The 16,528-nt window shown below is 61.5% G+C and carries 19 protein-coding genes; 10 read left to right on the forward strand and 9 right to left on the reverse strand.

Going from position 1 to position 16,528, the window contains the following annotated elements; all coding sequences use genetic code 11:
* Position 1 precedes the first annotated feature (1 nt).
* Complete coding sequence (gene chrA, locus FHT75_RS03340; protein WP_063474656.1) at positions 2 to 1,423, forward strand: chromate efflux transporter; 1,422 nt, start codon at positions 2 to 4, stop codon at positions 1,421 to 1,423.
* A 77-nt stretch (positions 1,424 to 1,500) separates the two neighbouring features.
* Here the strand turns inward: chrA and FHT75_RS03345 are convergent, their stop codons facing one another.
* Together FHT75_RS03345 and FHT75_RS03350 are read right to left on the reverse strand one after the other, a co-directional pair.
* The gene (locus FHT75_RS03345; RefSeq protein ID WP_063474657.1) at positions 1,501 to 2,832 is read right to left on the reverse strand and encodes a hemolysin family protein; all 1,332 of its coding nucleotides are present in this window, start codon (positions 2,830 to 2,832) and stop codon (positions 1,501 to 1,503) included.
* 128 nt (positions 2,833 to 2,960) lie between these two features.
* A complete protein-coding gene (locus tag FHT75_RS03350; RefSeq protein ID WP_047611743.1) occupies positions 2,961 to 3,344 on the reverse strand; it encodes a VOC family protein in 384 nt (127 codons plus the stop codon).
* A 317-nt stretch (positions 3,345 to 3,661) separates the two neighbouring features.
* Between FHT75_RS03350 and FHT75_RS03355 the strand changes: the two genes are divergently transcribed.
* A complete protein-coding gene (locus tag FHT75_RS03355; protein WP_063474658.1) occupies positions 3,662 to 3,985 on the forward strand; it encodes an RcnB family protein in 324 nt (107 codons plus the stop codon).
* Between the two features lie 142 nt (positions 3,986 to 4,127).
* Here FHT75_RS03355 and FHT75_RS03360 read toward each other — a convergent pair whose 3' ends face one another.
* The 3 genes from FHT75_RS03360 to FHT75_RS03370 form a co-directional block, all read right to left on the reverse strand.
* Positions 4,128 to 4,307, reverse strand: coding sequence for a hypothetical protein (locus tag FHT75_RS03360; protein ID WP_063474659.1), 180 nt, complete (start codon positions 4,305 to 4,307; stop codon positions 4,128 to 4,130).
* Positions 4,304 to 5,509, reverse strand: a complete 1,206-nt coding sequence (gene zigA, locus FHT75_RS03365; RefSeq protein WP_063474660.1) for a zinc metallochaperone GTPase ZigA — start codon at positions 5,507 to 5,509, stop codon at positions 4,304 to 4,306. Before zigA ends, FHT75_RS03360 begins: the two co-directional genes overlap by 4 nt.
* Positions 5,510 to 5,652: 143 nt before the next feature.
* Positions 5,653 to 6,681 (reverse strand): zinc ABC transporter substrate-binding protein, encoded by a 1,029-nt coding sequence (locus FHT75_RS03370; RefSeq protein ID WP_063474661.1) that lies wholly within the window; start codon positions 6,679 to 6,681, stop codon positions 5,653 to 5,655.
* A 102-nt stretch (positions 6,682 to 6,783) separates the two neighbouring features.
* Here FHT75_RS03370 and FHT75_RS03375 point away from each other — a divergent pair, with 102 nt between their 5' ends.
* From FHT75_RS03375 to FHT75_RS03395, 5 genes are all read left to right on the forward strand, one after another.
* Positions 6,784 to 7,719, forward strand: coding sequence for a metal ABC transporter ATP-binding protein (locus tag FHT75_RS03375; protein WP_063474662.1), 936 nt, complete (start codon positions 6,784 to 6,786; stop codon positions 7,717 to 7,719).
* Positions 7,712 to 8,527 carry a zinc ABC transporter permease subunit ZnuB gene (gene znuB / locus FHT75_RS03380; protein WP_063474663.1) on the forward strand — a complete coding sequence of 272 codons (816 nt, stop codon included), beginning with the start codon at positions 7,712 to 7,714 and terminating at the stop codon, positions 8,525 to 8,527. The genes FHT75_RS03375 and znuB overlap by 8 nt, the downstream gene beginning before the upstream one ends.
* Positions 8,524 to 8,922 (forward strand): Fur family transcriptional regulator, encoded by a 399-nt coding sequence (locus tag FHT75_RS03385; RefSeq protein ID WP_047610731.1) that lies wholly within the window; start codon positions 8,524 to 8,526, stop codon positions 8,920 to 8,922. The genes znuB and FHT75_RS03385 overlap by 4 nt, the downstream gene beginning before the upstream one ends.
* An 85-nt stretch (positions 8,923 to 9,007) precedes the next feature.
* Entirely contained in the window at positions 9,008 to 9,406 is a 399-nt protein-coding gene (locus FHT75_RS03390; protein ID WP_047610729.1) for an ester cyclase, read from the forward strand.
* A 410-nt stretch (positions 9,407 to 9,816) separates the two neighbouring features.
* Positions 9,817 to 10,218, forward strand: coding sequence for a hypothetical protein (locus FHT75_RS03395; protein ID WP_047610727.1), 402 nt, complete (start codon positions 9,817 to 9,819; stop codon positions 10,216 to 10,218).
* A gap of 287 nt (positions 10,219 to 10,505) precedes the next feature.
* Here FHT75_RS03395 and FHT75_RS03400 read toward each other — a convergent pair whose 3' ends face one another.
* Together FHT75_RS03400 and FHT75_RS03405 are read right to left on the reverse strand one after the other, a co-directional pair.
* A complete protein-coding gene (locus tag FHT75_RS03400; protein ID WP_063474664.1) occupies positions 10,506 to 11,036 on the reverse strand; it encodes a gamma carbonic anhydrase family protein in 531 nt (176 codons plus the stop codon).
* A gap of 10 nt (positions 11,037 to 11,046) precedes the next feature.
* The gene (locus tag FHT75_RS03405; RefSeq protein ID WP_063474665.1) at positions 11,047 to 11,742 is read right to left on the reverse strand and encodes a fumarylacetoacetate hydrolase family protein; all 696 of its coding nucleotides are present in this window, start codon (positions 11,740 to 11,742) and stop codon (positions 11,047 to 11,049) included.
* A gap of 284 nt (positions 11,743 to 12,026) precedes the next feature.
* Between FHT75_RS03405 and FHT75_RS03410 the strand changes: the two genes are divergently transcribed.
* Positions 12,027 to 12,779, forward strand: a complete 753-nt coding sequence (locus FHT75_RS03410; protein ID WP_063474666.1) for a nucleotidyltransferase domain-containing protein — start codon at positions 12,027 to 12,029, stop codon at positions 12,777 to 12,779.
* A gap of 44 nt (positions 12,780 to 12,823) precedes the next feature.
* Positions 12,824 to 13,360 carry a GNAT family N-acetyltransferase gene (locus FHT75_RS03415; protein ID WP_063474667.1) on the forward strand — a complete coding sequence of 179 codons (537 nt, stop codon included), beginning with the start codon at positions 12,824 to 12,826 and terminating at the stop codon, positions 13,358 to 13,360.
* Between the two features lie 32 nt (positions 13,361 to 13,392).
* Here the strand turns inward: FHT75_RS03415 and FHT75_RS03420 are convergent, their stop codons facing one another.
* Positions 13,393 to 14,289: a DMT family transporter gene (locus FHT75_RS03420; RefSeq protein WP_063474668.1), complete on the reverse strand. Its 897-nt coding sequence runs from the start codon at positions 14,287 to 14,289 to the stop codon at positions 13,393 to 13,395.
* Positions 14,290 to 14,460: 171 nt separating this feature from the next.
* On the opposite strand from FHT75_RS03420, the gene FHT75_RS03425 reads away from it, so the two are divergent.
* Entirely contained in the window at positions 14,461 to 15,351 is an 891-nt protein-coding gene (locus tag FHT75_RS03425; RefSeq protein WP_097542209.1) for a LysR family transcriptional regulator, read from the forward strand.
* A 118-nt stretch (positions 15,352 to 15,469) separates the two neighbouring features.
* On the opposite strand, the gene FHT75_RS03430 is transcribed toward FHT75_RS03425, so the two are convergent.
* Positions 15,470 to 16,450, reverse strand: coding sequence for an SDR family oxidoreductase (locus FHT75_RS03430; RefSeq protein WP_063474670.1), 981 nt, complete (start codon positions 16,448 to 16,450; stop codon positions 15,470 to 15,472).
* Positions 16,451 to 16,528: the final 78 nt, after the last annotated feature.

A 16,528-nucleotide genomic window follows, 5' to 3' on the forward strand; every position in this document is an offset into this window, starting at 1 on the left:
GATGGCCGAGATGACGGATGCTGCATCCGGCGGCAAAATGGCGGGGGAGGACGCGAATGGGGCGCATCATCACGGCGTCTCGTTTGGTGACGCCTTCAGGGTGTGGCTGCGCGTCGCCGCCTTGAGCTTCGGCGGTCCCGCCGGCCAGATCGCCGTCATGCACCGGATCATTGTCGACGAGAAGCGATGGATCGGCGAGCATCGTTTTCTGCATGCGCTGAATTATTGCATGCTGCTTCCCGGACCCGAGGCGCAGCAGCTCGCCGTCTATATCGGCTGGCTGATGCACCGGACAGCGGGTGGTCTCGTCGCCGGCTTGCTGTTCGTGCTGCCGGGGTTTCTATCGATCCTCTGTCTCAGCTATATCTATGCGGCTTACGGTAACGTCGCCATCGTCGCCGGTCTGTTTTTCGGGCTGAAGGCGGCGGTGCTCGCCGTCGTCGTGCAGGCGGTCATCCGCATCGGCAGCCGCGCGCTGAGGAATAACGTCATGGTCGCTATTGCGGCCGTGGCCTTTATCGCCATCTTCTTTCTCCATATGCCGTTCCCGCTGATCGTGCTCGCGGCCGGCATCGCCGGCTTTGTCGGCGGCAGGTTCGGGCTTGCGGCCTTCCGGACGGGCGGTGGCCACAAGGCCGGAAGCGGCCCGGTGCTGTCGGATGCCGAGTCGGCGCTCGGCGAGGGCATACCGGCGCATGCGCGCCCTAATCTTGCCTGGTCGCTGCGCATGTCGGCCGCGCTGCTCGCCCTCTGGCTCGCTCCGCTCGCCGTGCTCTACGCAACCTTCGGTGCCGACAGTGTCTTTACCCAAATCGGCCTGTTCTTCAGCAAGATGGCGGTCGTCACCTTCGGCGGCGCCTATGCCGTGTTGGCCTATGTCGCGCAGGAGGCCGTGCAGCATTTCGGCTGGCTGAAACCCGGCGAGATGCTGGATGGTCTCGGCATGGCCGAGACGACCCCGGGGCCGCTGATCATGGTCGTGCAGTTCGTCGGTTTCATGGGCGCCTACCGCGATCCAGGAGCACTGAACCCGATGCTTGCTGCCACGCTTGCGGCGATGCTGACGACGTGGGTCACCTTTGTGCCCTGTTTCCTCTGGATCTTCCTCGGCGCGCCCTTCATCGAGAAACTGCGCGGCAACATCGCGCTTGCCGGCGCGATGTCGGTCATAACGGCGGCGGTCGTCGGGGTCATTCTCAACCTCGCCATCTGGTTTGCCCTGCACACGCTGTTTGCCGAGGTCGCGACCGTCGGCCTTGGCGGCTTGCGGCTCGATATCCCCGTGCTGCAATCGGCTGTGCCGGCGGCTATGGCGCTGTCGGCCGCTGCTGCCGTCGCCATCTTCCGCTTCAAGGCTTCCGTGATCGCGACGCTGCTCGCCTGTGCTGTTGCAGGGATGATCTGGACGCTGGCGGTGAACTAGAGCCGTGCGTCCTTTCGGACGCACAAAGGACGCTCTAATACTTCAGACCTCCGCATCGTGCGGGACGATCCGCTAGACTAGGCTTCCGCCCCATCCGCGGGAATGCGCGTGGCGAGCATCTTGTCGATGCGCATGCCGTCCATGTCGAGCACTTCGAAGCGCCAGCCGTCGAAGAGAAAGGTTTCGCCGGCTTCGGGGATGTGCTGGAGCTGATGCAGCGCGAAGCCCGCAAGCGTATGGAAATCGGCATCCGGACGATCGCGCAGGCCCAGCCGTTCGAAGGCGTCGAAGGCCGGCATCATCGCATCGATCAAGAGCGAGCCGTCTTCCCTGACGACGATGTCGGGCTCTTCATCGGATCCCGGCAGGTCGCCGGCGATGGCTTCGAGCAGATCGGTCTGGGTGACGATGCCTTCGAGGCTGCCATATTCGTCGATGACGATGGCGAGGCGAACTGGCGAGGCCTTGAAACTGTCGAGCACGCGGACGACCGAGGTGCCCTCATGCAGCACCAGCGGCTGCTTGATCACCTCCATCGGCCGGACCTTGCCGCCGTCCAGAACCTGGTCGAGAAGGTCCTTTTTCAACACCATGCCGATCGGTTCGTCGATCGAGCCACGCGCGACCAGCAACTGCTCATGGCCGCATTCGCGGATGGTCTTCAGGATCTCGGCGTCGCTGTCGTCGGCGTCGAACCATTCGATATCGAGACGCGGGGTCATGATGTCGGAGATCGGTCTGTCGCCGATGTTGAACACCCGCTCGACCAGTTGCTGCTGCACCTGGTTGAGAAGGCCGGCCTCCTGGCTCTCGGCGACCAGCAGCTTGAGCTCCTGCGGCGAATGGAACGACGATTCGCCGGTTCCGGCGCGAAGACCCACACCGCGCAGCACGAGGTTGCCCATGCCGTTCAGGGCAAAAATCGCCGGCTTGAACAGCAAGAGGAAGAACCCGAGCGGACGCACCACAGCAAGCGAGGTGGCCTCGCTGCGCTGAAGCGCCAGGCTTTTCGGCGCGAGCTCGCCGAGCACGATGTGCAGCGCCGTGATGATGACGAAGGCAATGACGATGGCGACGGTATGCGCGCCTGTCGCCGCCCATTGCCCGGGCAGCCAGGACAGCAGAGGCTCGATCAGGTGCGCAAGCGCCGGCTCGCCGACCCAGCCAAGGGCGAGCGACGAAATGGTGATGCCGAGCTGAGTGGCTGCGAGGTTGGCATCGAGATTGTCGACGGCGCGCTGAAGTGCGGAGGCATTCATGCGGCCTGCCGCGGCAAGTTCCGTGACACGGCTGCGCCGCACCGACACCAGTGCGAATTCGGCGGCGACGAAGAAGCCATTGGCGGCCACGAGAAGCAACACGGCTAGTATCCCGACATAGTCGAAGAGCCCGCCCGCGGATTCGGACATGTTTCCCTACCTCTGAATTGATGCGAGTCCGAAACTACACGCTCGGACAGAGGTAGCAAGGCGCAGCCGCATTCTTGCTGCACGCGATGTGGATGTCGGGTTGCCGTCATCGGGTGACCGCTGCCGCGTCATCTCTTCGGTGCTTCGAAGAGTTCGATCGGGTTTCCGGCCGGGTCTTCGAGGAGGATTTGCTTGCCGCCCATGCCCTGCACGATCTCGTTGCGAAAACGCGCGCCGGCCTGGCGCAGCGTGGCGACTTCGGCTTCCAGATCCGCGACTTCGATCTGGATGCGATTCCATCCGCCGGGCTCGGGCTTTCGTCCGTCTGGCATCGCCTGAGACGCTCCGCCCGGTCCCGTTACGCCGCTGACGAGCAGACGAAAGCCGTCCCTGGTGAGGATGGCGAAGCTGGGCGCGGGATGAAGCGCGATCGAGAAGCCGAGATGTCTCGTGTAAAATTCCAACGCGACGTCGACGTCGTCGACGATATAGCGCACGCTGATGCCGGGCATGATTTCCTCCACTGTCTCTAGAGCGATCCCGCACGACAGTCCCGACGGCGCCAAGCGCTCGTTCGGAGGCAGGGACACGCTGCATTATTTGAATCTGCGCCCAATTCTTCCGAAAATCGAATCCGATCTTTTGGGGCTATGCAGCGATTGTGCCGTGTCGGGTAAAACGGCTCTTCGTCATAGTGTATAAGACTAACCTAAAATATTAGCCGCAACCCACAGCCATCGGATTCTATTACGAAAATTTAATTTATATTTCAGTTTCGGTTCATCTTTTCAGCCCTAGTTTGTTCCCGTGCCAACACGAGGAACCCGACATGAAAAAGATTCTTGCAGCTCTTCTTTCCGCCTCCTTTCTTCTGTCTCCGATGATTGTCTCCCAGGCCAGTGCTGACGATTATCGCCGTCCGCCTGTCGTGCAGAAGCGGGTGATCGTTGAGAAGAAGGTCATCCGGCCGCATTGGAAAAAGGGATACCGCGTCAATGCCAGCGAGCGTCGCCGGTTCTCCGATGTCAACGACTACCGCCGCTATCGGCTGGCGCCTCCGCCGCGCGGTTATCGCTGGGTCCGCGCTGACAATGACTACCTGTTGATCAGCGTCACCAGCGGCATCATCTCCAGCATCATTACCGTCCGTTGATCGCAGATGGATGAGGAAAGAGGACGGATTTGGCTGCCCTCTTTCCAACTGAGGGCAATGAGTATCGATAGGTATCCTCGTTCTCTCCGTCAGTCCTGCGACAGGCGCAGGTGAGGGAGGGGTTGCTCTCGCCGGTGATCGGTTAATCCTGCCGGCGCAAAGGCATTACCCGGTCAGCGATGATGCCGAGAAATCCCTTCGGTTTGCGGGTTTCAGTCTCAGGGTCCGGTGGATACGTCAGCGGATGAAGTCCTTCGATTGTTGGCAAGGGATCGCATTCCTGGCAGATGCAGCGGTAGGATTTGATCGCCGTCGCTTTCATGCTGCCTGCCGGCTCCAACTGGCGAAGGGATCAGGCAGTTTGCGCCAGCGTTCCGGTGCAAACACCGTGGTGTCGACCAGACAGGCGTCGAGTTCCTTCCTGATCCAGGCTTCGTCCATCGGATCGGCGCCGATGAAAACGATTTCCTGGCGGCGGTCGCCCCAGACCGGGTCGAGATAGGGGCCGATGGCGCGCATGAAGCCTGGCTCTTCGGGCCATTGTTCGCGGGGTACGGCCGCCCACCACAGACCCATTTTGCCGGTACGAACGATCGCGCCCGCCTGGCTGATCTCGCCGACATGATGCGGCCGGGTCGCCAGCCAGAAGAAGCCCTTGGCGCGCACCACGCCCGGCCAGCTTCTGTCGAGGAAGGCTTGCAGCTTTGCCGGATGGAAGGGCCGTTTTTCGCGATAGACGAAGGAGCGGATGCCGTATTCCTCGGTCTCCGGCACGTGATCGCGGAAGCCGTGCAGCTCCTTGTACCAGAGTGGATGGGTCTCGGCCTTGTCGATGTCGAAGCGGCCGGTGCCGAGCATTTCGTTCAGCGCCACCCTGCCGAAATCCGCCTCGATCAGCTTGGCATCGGGGTTGAGGCCGGTGACGATCTTGCGGGCGGCGTCGCGCTCTTCCTCGCTGGCCGTGCCGACCTTGTTCAGCACCACGACATCGGCGAATTCGATCTGCTCGACCAGCAGGTCGACGATGGTCCTGTTGTCGCCGTCACCCGCCGTTTCGCCGCGGTCGGCGAGGAAATCGGCTGAGGCATAATCGGCAAGCAGGTTGGCGGCGTCGACGACGGTCACCATGGTGTCGAGCCTTGCGACGTCGGAAAGGCTTTGGCCGTTCTCATCTCGAAATTCGAAGGTGGTGGCGACGGGCAGGGGCTCGGCAATGCCGGTGGATTCAATCAGGAGGTAATCGAAGCGGCCCTGGTCGGCGAGCTGGCGCACCTCGTTCAACAGGTCGTCGCGCAGTGTGCAGCAGATGCAGCCGTTGGTCATTTCGACAAGCTGCTCCTCGGTGCGGGAGAGATTGGCGCCGCCGTCGCGCACCAGCGCCGCGTCGATATTCACCTCGCTCATGTCGTTGACGATGACGGCGACGCGCAAACCTTCGCGATTGGCGAGCACATGGTTGAGCAGCGTCGTCTTGCCGGCGCCGAGGAAGCCTGAAAGCACGGTGACGGGAAGTCTATTGTCCATGGGAACCTCATCGAATTATTAATGTTATATCATTACATGGATTGCGCTGAAAAAAGGCGGAACGGGGGTGTCCGCCTTCTTCCGCTTCAGCTTTCTCCAAAACGTCGCGTGTCCGGCAGGACGCGCAGCGCGGCGCATGACAATCATGCGCCGGAGAGGCAGCCCTTAATGCTGTTGGCGATGCCGCGCATGAGGGTGAAGTAGAGATCGGGGCCGGCCTTCAGCGTCGCCGCTTCGGGGTCGAGCACGCCTGATTTGGCGTGCGTGCCTTCGATGACCACATCGACGAGGCGCGGTTCGAACTGCGGCTCGGCAAAGACGCAGGTGGCGCCGAGTTGCCCGACCTTGCTGTGGATTTCCGAAACACGCTCGGCGCCGGGAATGGTTTCCGGGCTGACGGTGATCGAGCCGGCGACCCGGATGCCGTAGCGATGCTCGAAATACTGGTAGGCATCGTGGAAGACGATGAAGGGCTTGTCCTTGACGGGAGCGACAATGCCCTTGATCTCGGTATCCAACGCATCCAGCTTGTCGTCGAGAGCCTTGGCGTTGCCCTGATAGGTCAGCGCATTGGCGGGATCGGCGGCGACCAGCGTCGTGGTGATCATGGCGGCCATCGCCTTGGCATTCATCGGGTCGAGCCAGAGATGGGTGTCGAAGGCGCCGTGGTCGTGGTGATCGTCGGCAGCATGCGTGGCTTCGGCATCGTGATGTTCGTGACCGGAGGCAGTGTCGTGCTCGTCGCCGTCATCGTGCGCTTCAAAGGCGCCGCCCTCGCGGAAGGGGAGTTTGACGAGGCCGGGCGCTTCATCGAGTGCAGCGATGCTGGCATCCCGGCCGAGCGCCTGCAGTGGCTTTTCGAGAAAGGCCTCGAGGCCGGGACCGACCCAGAAAATCACCTTGGCGTCCTGCAAAGCGCGGGCATTCGACGGCTTCAGACTGTAGGTGTGCGGGGAGGCGGCGCCGTCGACGATCAGTTCCGGTTCGCCGACGCCCTGCATGATCGCCGAAACCAGCGAATGGATCGGCTTGATCGAGGTGACGACGACAGGCGCATCGGCGGCCCGCATCGTTCCGGCAAAGAGCAAGGCGGGGATTGCGACGCCCATGATTGCGAGAGCCGGTATTTTGAAGGCCAAGACTTTGAGAAATGGCCCCAGGGCACGTTGCATCAGTGTGCTTCCCTTGAATTACAATTGTTATGTTATTACATCAATTGCGTTATGCTATAACGTGTGCAATAGCAGGACGCAACAGCACTTTCGGAAAATTTGATGCTCTCTCCCGCAAAGACCCTCGGTAGTGTCAGGGCCGAACCGCTGGTTTCGCTTGAAAATGTCGGCGTTCTCCGCAATGGCCGCTGGCTGGTGCGCGGCGTCGATTTTTCCGTCTCGCGCGGCGAGATCGTTACCCTGATCGGGCCGAACGGCTCCGGCAAATCGACGAGCGCCAAAGCGGCAATCGGCGTGCTGAAGCCCGACGAGGGCAGGGTGGAGCGCAAGGCCGGCCTCAAGGTCGGCTATGTCCCGCAGAAGCTGTCGATCGACTGGACCCTGCCGCTTTCGGTGCGTCGGCTGATGACGCTGACCGGCCCGCTGCCCGAGCGCGACATGCTCTCGGCGCTCGAATCCGCCGGCATCGCCCATATGCTCGATGCCGAAGTGCAGCATCTTTCCGGCGGCGAATTCCAGCGGGCGCTGATGGCACGCGCCATTGCCCGCAAGCCGGATCTGCTGGTGCTCGACGAGCCGGTGCAGGGGGTCGATTTCTCCGGCGAGATCGCCCTCTACGATCTCATCAAATCGATCCGCAACGCCAGCGGCTGCGGCATTCTGCTGATCTCGCACGATCTCCACGTCGTCATGGCCGAGACCGACACCGTCATCTGCCTCAATGGTCATGTGTGCTGCCGCGGCACGCCCGAATCCGTCAGCCGCAGCCCGGAATATGTGCGCCTGTTCGGCAGCCGGGCGGCGCAGACGCTGGCCGTCTACAGCCATCATCACGATCATACGCATCTGCCGGATGGGCGCGTGCAGCATGCGGACGGCACGGTCACCGATCATTGCCACGCCGATGACGGGCATCACGCGCATGACGGCGGCCATGCGCACGACCACGGGCATGACGGGCATGACCATGGGCATGCCGGTGATGGCCACACGCATCCGCACGCCCATGAGCATGCGGCGGGAGATCGCCATGCTTGACGATTTCTTCGTGCGCGCCATCCTTGCCGGCGTCGGGCTGGCGCTGACGACGGGGCCGCTCGGCTGCTTCATCATCTGGCGGCGCATGGCCTATTTCGGCGATACGATCGCCCATTCGGCGCTGCTGGGCGTCGCATTGTCGCTGCTCTTCGAACTCAATCTGACACTGGCCGTGTTTGCCGTCGCCGCCCTCGTATCGGTGCTGCTGCTGTTCCTGCAGAAGCGCCAGGCGCTGTCGGCCGATGCGCTGCTCGGCATCCTCTCGCATGCGACCCTTGCGATCGGCCTCGTCATGGTCGCCTTCATGAGCTGGGTGCGGATCGATCTCATCGCTTTCCTGTTCGGCGATATCCTTGCCGTTTCCACGACCGACATCGCGCTGATCTGGGGCGGTGGGCTCTTCGTTCTCGTGGCAATGGCCTGGCTGTGGCGGCCGCTGCTGGCGGCGACCGTCAATGCCGAGCTCGCCGAGGCCGAGGGGCTGAAGCCGGAGCGGGCGCGGCTGTTCTTCATGCTGCTGATGGCCGTCGTCATCGCGATTGCCATGAAGATCGTCGGCATCATGCTGATCACCTCGCTGCTGATCATTCCGGCGGCTGCGGCGCGGCGCTTCTCGTCGACGCCTGAGGTCATGGCGGTGCTCGCCTCGCTGATCGGGGCCATCGCCGTCGTCGGCGGGCTGTTCGGTTCGCTCACCTACGACACGCCCTCCGGCCCCTCGATCGTGGTTGCGGCGCTGATCCTCTTCATGCTCAGCCTGCTTCCCCTCAGGCGCCATCGCGCGGTCATGCAAGGACAAGGCTCATGACGACACCGCAATTGACCAAGAACCAGTCGCTTGTTTTCGATGTGCTCGAAAAGGCCGATGGGCCGCTCAGCGCCTACACCATTCTCGACAAGCTGCGCGATCACGGTTTTCGCGCGCCGCTGCAGGTCTACCGGGCGCTGGAGAAGCTGCTCGAATATGGCGTCGTGCACCGGCTTGAAAGCATCAACTCCTTCGTCGCCTGCGCCCATCCCGGCGACGACTGCCACAGCCACGGCATCGTCGCCTTCGCGATCTGCGAAAGCTGCGGCCAGGTGATGGAGTTCCACGACCATGAAGTCGACCATCGGCTGATGGCCTGGGTGCGCGGCCAGAAGTTCAAGCCGGAAAAGACGACGATCGAGATCCGCGGATTGTGCGAGGCCTGTGCGGCCTGATTGGAGCGGGTTGCGGCCGTTTCCCGATGCGCCACGTCTGGTGAGAACGCCACCCACCTCATTCCTGCAACACAGGAGCAATCGCGTGACGAAAACCGACCTCTCCGACCGCTACCGCGATTACATTGCCTGCCTGAACAGCCAGGACTGGCAGAAGCTAGGGCAATTCGTCGACGACGGCGCGATCCATAACGGCCGGCGGCTTGGGCTGTCGGGTTACGTCGCCATGCTCGAGCGGGATTTCGATGAGATTCCCGATCTCCATTTCAATGTCCTGATGCTGATCGCCGACCCGCCTTACGTCGCTTGCCGGTTGGGCTTCGACTGCACGCCGAAGGGAAAATTCCTCGACCTCGAGGTCAACGGTAGGCGCGTTGCCTTCAGCGAGAACGTGATCTACGAATTTCGCCACGGAAAGATCGTCGAGGTCTGGTCGGTGATCGACAAGGTGGCAATCGAAGCTCAGCTTCGAGGCGAGAGGTGATTGCACGGTCTTGCGGTTTGCCGACCTTGGTGGGTTCTGACGGAACGGTGGCGGAGATGGGTTGATCGCGTCGACCATAAAATTCTTCTGCAGGTGGCAAATTGGCGAAACGAACCGGCCGTTTCCCGGGATGAAAACGGCGCGGTCTTCGGGCCAGTCAGAAAGAGATATCGAGCCCTGACCGAGAAACACCAGGGGACATTGACGTCGCCGCCAGCTCGAGCAAGGGCAAAATCGGTGGCAGGTTGCGGTAAATTCGACGAAGAATTGTGTGCCCGACGGGCAGCTCCGCGAGCGTTTGGTGTAAGAATCGGAAACACTTTGTGACTAAGTGTCTCCAAAAGCAGCGTTTTTCGACTTGCTGCGCGCGACGACATGACGGATATTGTTTAAACGTTGAGGAAGCCGTCATGATCAGAATGATTGAAAACCCTGCCGAGCTGGCGGGCGAAGATATCACCGGCAAATATATTCTCCGGAAGCTGAACTATCATTGGTTCGCTTACGGCAAGGCAGCTATCGTGACCGCTTGCAAGGGAACGATCCTGCATCTCGAACGGGAAGAGACGGTCTATTCCGAGCGCTGGGGTCGCCGCGCCTATACGGGCAGCGGCAAACGTTATCCCGGCGGCATCTGTCCCATTTCGGCGGTCGCTTGCGTCTGCGATACACCTGACGACGTCAATGCCGTCATCCAACTGGATGTCGAAGCGCAGGACGAATTCTATCAATTGATCGCCAAGGCCGAAGCCAGGGTTCAGGCTCTTGCCTCTTCCTCACGGAACAGCCAGTTTCTCGAAGCCGCCGAATAAGGCACTCTTCCGCGAAATCGGGCTGGGCCGTCATTTCGAGGCGTCGGGGATCGATGCGAGGTCTCCACTGGAGTGGCTACGGCAGCTATTGGCCCGGCTGCGATTAGTCGATGCCGGCAATACCCGACCAGACTCTATATAGCACTTCGGAATCCCGAAATTGGTTGCGGCATTGAAATCATTGGCTGTTTCTCTCCGTCCACACCTCACGAAACGCCGCGAATTTCGGAATCCCGAAGCGGCGTTTTTCTTGATTGGATTGCCAATGGCAACAACTCTGTGGCGCGTCACCCGATCTGCTTGAGATCGCGGGCGAAGCGTTGCCAGTTGGCGACGTAGTTTTCCGCCGAGCGGCGGATGGCTCCGATTGCCGCTTCGTCGAGCGTGCGCAGGACGCGGGCGGGTGCTCCGACGATCAGGGAGTTGTCTGGGAATTCCTTGCCTTCGGTGACCAGTGCATTGGCGCCGACGAGGCAGTTGTTGCCGATTTTCGCACCGTTGAGGATGGTGGCGCCCATGCCGACCAGCGCGTTGTCGCCGATGGTGCAGCCGTGGAGAATGGCGTGATGGCCGATGGTGCAGCCTTTGCCGATCGTCAGCGGGAAGCCCATGTCCGTATGGGCCATCACGCCCTCCTGGATGTTGCTGCCTCCGCCGACGGTGATCTTCTCGTTGTCGCCGCGCAGCACTGCGCCGAACCAGATGCCGACATTCTCGCCGAGCTCGATTCGGCCGATGATGTTGGCATCCGGTGCGATCCAATAGAGGCCGGCGGCGGGCAGTTTCGGCGTCGATCCGCCGAGCGCATAGACGGGCATGACTCTCTCCTCAGACGACCTCGACCGATAGGGTGGCGATACCGTCGATGCCGCAATAGATATGATCGCCCCTGGCGACTGCGCCGACGCCGGCGGGCGTGCCGGTCATGATGATATCGCCGGGCGCCAAGGTGAAAAGCTTCGACAATTCGGCGATGATCTCCGGCACCTTCCAGATCATCTGGTTGAGATCACCGTCCTGAACGCGTTTGCCGTTCTGTTCCAGCCAGATCTTTGCCTGCGTGGGGTGGCCGAGGCGACTGGCCGGAACGATCGACGAAACGGGGGCGGAATGTTCGAAAGCCTTGCCGACTTCCCAGGGACGGCCGAGCTTCTTTGCCTCGCCCTGCAGATCGCGGCGGGTGAAATCGATGCCGACGGCATAGCCGTAGATGCAGTCGAGCGCATCCGCGGCCTGAATGTTCGCGCCGCCGGATTTCAGCGCCAGCACACATTCGACCTCGTAATGCACGTCTGATGACAGCGACGGATAGGGAAAGGCGTGGCCCGCCGGCAGCAGGTTGTCGGCATTCTTCTGGAAGAAGAAGGGTGGCTCGCGGCTGGGATCATGGCCCATCTCGATCGCATGGTCGGCATAGTTGCGCCCGACGCAATAGACGCGGCGCACCGGAAAACGCTCGGCGCTGCCTTCCACCGGCAGCAGTACCGGTGCGGGACGCGGAATGACGGTGGCGGGATGGGGCATGGGCGGGCTCTTCCTGTTTTCGACTCTTGCGCCATCTTAGACGGAAAACGTCGCGCCGGGAAAGCATCCCTGGCGCCCGGATCGGGTGCATTGACGCCGTCACGGTCGCGGGTTAACCTTGGCCATGAGCAGGATTTTTGCAGTTTCGACCAAGTCTACGACCACCGCGCCGCGGTGGGTGGTGGACGCGTGAACTGAATTCCGTTCATCGCTGCTGAGACCAACCCGCCGGAAACGAGCGGGTTTTTTGTTCCCGCCCGTGTCCCGCATTCGAGGACGAGATCGTGGACGATATCCAGAAACATATTCTCGCGGAGCGGGCGCTGGCCGCTGCCCGCCGCTGTGTCGCCAGCCGCTTTGCCGGGGCTGCTTTCACCTATGTGGCGGGTTCCATCATGCGCGGCGAAGGGACTGCGTTTTCCGATATCGATCTGGTCGTCGTCTTCCCGTCGCTGGAAAGAGCCTGGCGGGAATCGTTCACTGAGGACGGCTTCCCGGTCGAGGCCTTCGTCCACGATGCGCAGACGCTAGCGCATTATCTTCATCGGGATGCTGACAGCGGCTATCCGATCATGGTCAACATGGTGATGACAGGCTGCATTTTGGGACCGGATATCGACAGCGCCCGCCTCATCCAGGCAAAGGCGGCGGATATTCTGGCGGCAGGGCCCAAGCCTCTTGCCGGGGCAGACTATGACATGCTGCGCTATCAGGTCACCGATCTGGCCGATGACCTGCGCGGCGCCCGCCCGCCCGAAGAGGTCGCCGCTATCGCCGCACTGCTCTACCAGAAGCTCGCCGATCTGATCCTGCTCGGGCGCGGCGCATGGAGCGGCCGCGGCAAGTGGGCGCCGCGTGTCCTGAAGACGCTCGATGCGCAACTGGCGGCCGAATTCGACGCGGCGTTCAGGCTGGCGGGGCAGGGCGACGGCGCCCGGTTGCTGGCCCTTGCCGACCGCGAGCTCGCCCTGCATGGCGGCCGCTATTTCGACGGGTACCGGCAGAACGCGCCGCTGGAAGCGCGCCGCCTGGAATAATTTGGTATCGGTCACGTTGCCGCATTTTGAAAATTGGATGAAAGATGTTTGAGAATGAGTTCAAAGGTGTCTTGCAGTCTGCCGTGAGGCGCACCGCCAGATTGCTTCTCAGACCTCCGGTGGAAGGGGATGCCGATTTCCTGATCCGGCTTTTTTCGCGGCCGGAACTGGTCGCACACCGACCGGTGCCCCGGCCTGATACGCCGGAGGAAAGTGCTGCGCGGCTCGCGCGCGATATCGGGCATTGGAAAGATCACGGGTTCGGGCGTTGGGCTGTTGAGTCAGACGGCGCGCTGATAGGGTTCGGCGGCGTCACTGTTTCCACGGAATTCGATGGCCTCAACCTTTCATATCATCTGCAACCTGAAAGCTGGGGCCATGGCTATGCCACGGAATTGGTCAGGGAATCCCTGACATTTGCATTCGACGATCTGCAGGCCGATCGCGTGATCGGATTGGTTCGCACCGCCAACACCGCGTCAAGACGCATTCTCGAAAAATGTGGCTTCGCCTTCGAGTGCGAGGTGATGTTGCACGGCGCGCCGACCAACATGTACGCCTTCGGCAGTTTCCGGACTTAAGCGGCAAGCGCCGATCGCATCCGCACAAGCGTTCACGCTCGCGAGGTCATCCAGACACCCACCATTGTCACCGCCAATCCGACGAACATCGTTGCCGTCAGCGGCTCGGAAAACAGGGCCCAGGCCCATAACATGGTGACGGGTGGGCTGAGGTAGATTGCGGCGCTGACCTGCGCCACCGGGAAAAGTCGAAGACTGGTGTAATAGACCGAATAGGCGGTAAAGGTTGCGATCAGCACGAGCCATGTCATGCCGATGGCGAAATCGATGGTCATCGGCGGGATCATATTGCCCTGCATGAAGGCGCAGAACGAAAACAAGGCCGAGCCGGTCAGGGTCTGGATGCAAAGGCTCTGATGGACAGGCATGTGCTCGTCGCGCCGCCGTCTGTAGAGAACCGAGGCGAGGGCGAAAATCAGCATCGAGCCGGCCGTCAGCCCATAGGCCCAGAGCGGGGCCTGGCCGAAGCTCAGGCTTTCGAGCGAAACGAGCAGAACGCCCACCACGGCGATCGTCGTCCCCAGCCATTGCCGCAATGTCAGCCGTTCGCCCAGGAGCGGTTGCGACAGGCACGCAATCGCCAGCGGCAAGAGGTCGGAAATCAGTGCGACCAGTCCCGTCGGCACGCGCTGCTCGATGGCGAGAGCGAATCCACCGAGATAGAGGAAGACCGACATCACGCCGAACAGCATTTGCCCCAGCACACTGCGCAGATGCATCCTTGGCCCGATGGTCAGCGCGAAGGGCAGCAGTATCAGTCCCGACAGAAGGGTGCGCCAGAACAAGACCAGAATGACGCTTGCCCCCTCGCTGGCGTAGCGGATGCCGACGAAACCGGAACTCCAGCTGATCACCAGAAGTGCCGCGAGCACGGGCCAGAGGAGAGGGTGTCGTCGCGGCTCGGGCCGGACGATTGATTGATCTGTCATGGCATACTCATTTCGATAACGTTCTGCTCTGACATAGGTCAGGCCAGGTGTCATCGCACATGACAAATTTCGATCGTGACATGACAAGACGCTCGCTTTATCGATGGCGACTTGTCAGGCCGACCAGCTCCATGCATAGATTTTGCGACACAGTGAGCAGAGGGCGCCGCCGTGACCGAACTCAACAGCCGACGATTGGAAATAGACGCGTTGCGGGTCCTGTGGTCCGTTCGCCGTCATGGTGGAGTCACCCGCGCCGCCGAGGCGCTCGGTCTGTCGCAATCGGCCGTCAGCCATAAGATCAAGCGGCTCGAGGTCAGCCTCGATTGCGATTTGCTCAGCCGCAAATCAGGCTCGGCCATGTTCACCGCCGCCGGAGAGGACTTGCTGGATTATGCCGAACGTATCCTTGGCCTTCATGACGAAGCGCTTCTCAGCCTGACGAAAACGCCGCTCGCCGGGCGCATCGCGCTGGGGCTGACCGAGGACACGACCTGCACGGACCTTGCCCGCATATTGGGCCGGTTTCGTCGTCTCCATCCTGATGTCGCGGTGCGCACCAAGGTCAGAATGAGTCTGGTTCTCAGGGGGATGCTGGAGCGGGGCGAGCTCGATGCTGCGATCGTGCAGATCTTTGCCCACGAGGTTCGCCCGACCGATATCGTCCTTTTCCGGGAGCAGCTCTACTGGGTGAAGCATGCGGACTTGCCTCTGCCGCCGAGTGGTCCCATTCCATTCCTGTCTTTTGACGACGAATGCTTCTATCGCCAATGGGCGCTTGATATCGGGCAGGACGGCGACACGCTGCTCGAGACGGTGTTCGAATGCGCCAGCGCCGCCGGAATCGTCTCGGCGGTCACATCCGCCCTGGGTGTGGCGCTTCTGAACGGGCGCCACCTGCGCCCCGAGATGAATATCATCACCAACCGCCTGCCCACACCTCCCGCCCTGGCCTATGTGGTGCGCCGCGCCCGAAAGGCGCGAAATCCGGCGCTCGATACGCTGGTCGCCGAAATCGAGAATGAAGTCAGCCGTTACGGCGGCCTGACTTTGGCGAGCTGACGGGTCGGGACATGCCCAGCGCATCGACCCGAAAATCGGAATCGATTTTCGGAAAGCACGATGCGAGGATTGAAAGTGCTAGAGCGTCCTTTCTGCGTCCGAAGGGGCACGCGGCGCGCTAGCCGAGAGCGCTTTGCGCGGCGCATATCCTGTCGATCAGGGCATCAAGTTCACCTTTTGGCGGACGGCTTTTGGCCAGGCGCTGTTTGAGGTGCATGATCGGCTCAGCCAGGATTTTATCCAGGCTCTCGGCACAGGTGAAGTCACCCGCCACGCGCTTGACCTTCGAATTGTCGAAGATGGCCGTCCAGGCCTTGTCGCCGACCAGCGGGCCTCTCCAATCCGGATTGTACCTGATCAGGGTGTCGGTCGGTACGTGGACGATCTTGGCTTCTACGCCCAGCAATCTTGCAATCGTCTTCTGGATATCGTCCCAGATGTGGGCGCGATCGGAGGTGATGTGGAAAATCTCGCCGAGCGCTGCTTTCTTGCCGAAAAGCCCGACGAAAGGCACTGCGAAATCGACGGAGCGGGTCAGTGTCCAGGGCGTGTGGCCATCGCCCGCCACGATGGTGGGTTCGCCGTCCAGCATGCGTCTCGCCATGACGTCGCTATCGCCCATCATGATCGGCAGGCCGGTGCGAACGGTGTGGCTGGGGCGGATGATCGTCCAGGCCAGATTGCTGGACTTCTTGAGCAATTCCTCGCAGGCGATCTTGGCCTGGCTGTAGGGCCAGTAGGGATTGATCGCCGGCGTCTCCTCGGTGATCACGTAGTGACGCGGCGGCTTTTCATAGACCGAGGCCGAAGAGATGAAAATATACTGACCGCAATTGCCCGCAAACAGCTCGATGTCGCGCGCCACCTGATCGGGCGTGAAGGCGATGAATTGGCATACGACATCATAATTGGCCCTGGCGAGATCCGCATAGGCGGTCGACCCAAGTTCACCGACGATCGAGGTCACCCCCGCAGGCAATGGGTCGCTTCTCAAGCCGCGATTAAAGACGCTGACATGATGGCCCTCAGCAACGGCGCGGTCGACGCAGGGATAGGAAATCTGGCCGGTGCCGCCAATGAAAAGAACTTTCAAAGCCATGAGTGACCTCGGGGTCTATGGGCGGGATCTGGTGATCACCCTTCATAGCGCGAAAGAACGTAATCGTCTCCCGCAAAT

The organism is Rhizobium sp. BK112 (genome assembly GCF_014193215.1).
Lineage (GTDB): Bacteria > Pseudomonadota > Alphaproteobacteria > Rhizobiales > Rhizobiaceae > Rhizobium > Rhizobium anhuiense.

Coding starts and splice junctions, on each gene's coding strand:
- zigA (WP_063474660.1), bottom strand. CDS start 5,509: ATGGACAATAGACTTCCCGTCACCGTGCTTTCAGGCTTCCTCGGCGCC.
- chrA (WP_063474656.1), top strand. CDS start 2: ATGGCCGAGATGACGGATGCTGCATCCGGCGGCAAAATGGCGGGGGAG.
- FHT75_RS03400 (WP_063474664.1), bottom strand. CDS start 11,036: ATGCCCGTCTATGCGCTCGGCGGATCGACGCCGAAACTGCCCGCCGCC.
- FHT75_RS03420 (WP_063474668.1), bottom strand. CDS start 14,289: ATGACAGATCAATCAATCGTCCGGCCCGAGCCGCGACGACACCCTCTC.
- FHT75_RS03405 (WP_063474665.1), bottom strand. CDS start 11,742: ATGCCCCATCCCGCCACCGTCATTCCGCGTCCCGCACCGGTACTGCTG.
- FHT75_RS03355 (WP_063474658.1), top strand. CDS start 3,662: ATGAAAAAGATTCTTGCAGCTCTTCTTTCCGCCTCCTTTCTTCTGTCT.
- FHT75_RS03350 (WP_047611743.1), bottom strand. CDS start 3,344: ATGCCCGGCATCAGCGTGCGCTATATCGTCGACGACGTCGACGTCGCG.
- FHT75_RS03370 (WP_063474661.1), bottom strand. CDS start 6,681: ATGCAACGTGCCCTGGGGCCATTTCTCAAAGTCTTGGCCTTCAAAATA.
- FHT75_RS03430 (WP_063474670.1), bottom strand. CDS start 16,450: ATGGCTTTGAAAGTTCTTTTCATTGGCGGCACCGGCCAGATTTCCTAT.
- FHT75_RS03375 (WP_063474662.1), top strand. CDS start 6,784: ATGCTCTCTCCCGCAAAGACCCTCGGTAGTGTCAGGGCCGAACCGCTG.
- FHT75_RS03395 (WP_047610727.1), top strand. CDS start 9,817: ATGATCAGAATGATTGAAAACCCTGCCGAGCTGGCGGGCGAAGATATC.
- FHT75_RS03385 (WP_047610731.1), top strand. CDS start 8,524: ATGACGACACCGCAATTGACCAAGAACCAGTCGCTTGTTTTCGATGTG.
- FHT75_RS03345 (WP_063474657.1), bottom strand. CDS start 2,832: ATGTCCGAATCCGCGGGCGGGCTCTTCGACTATGTCGGGATACTAGCC.
- FHT75_RS03360 (WP_063474659.1), bottom strand. CDS start 4,307: ATGAAAGCGACGGCGATCAAATCCTACCGCTGCATCTGCCAGGAATGC.
- FHT75_RS03415 (WP_063474667.1), top strand. CDS start 12,824: ATGTTTGAGAATGAGTTCAAAGGTGTCTTGCAGTCTGCCGTGAGGCGC.
- znuB (WP_063474663.1), top strand. CDS start 7,712: ATGCTTGACGATTTCTTCGTGCGCGCCATCCTTGCCGGCGTCGGGCTG.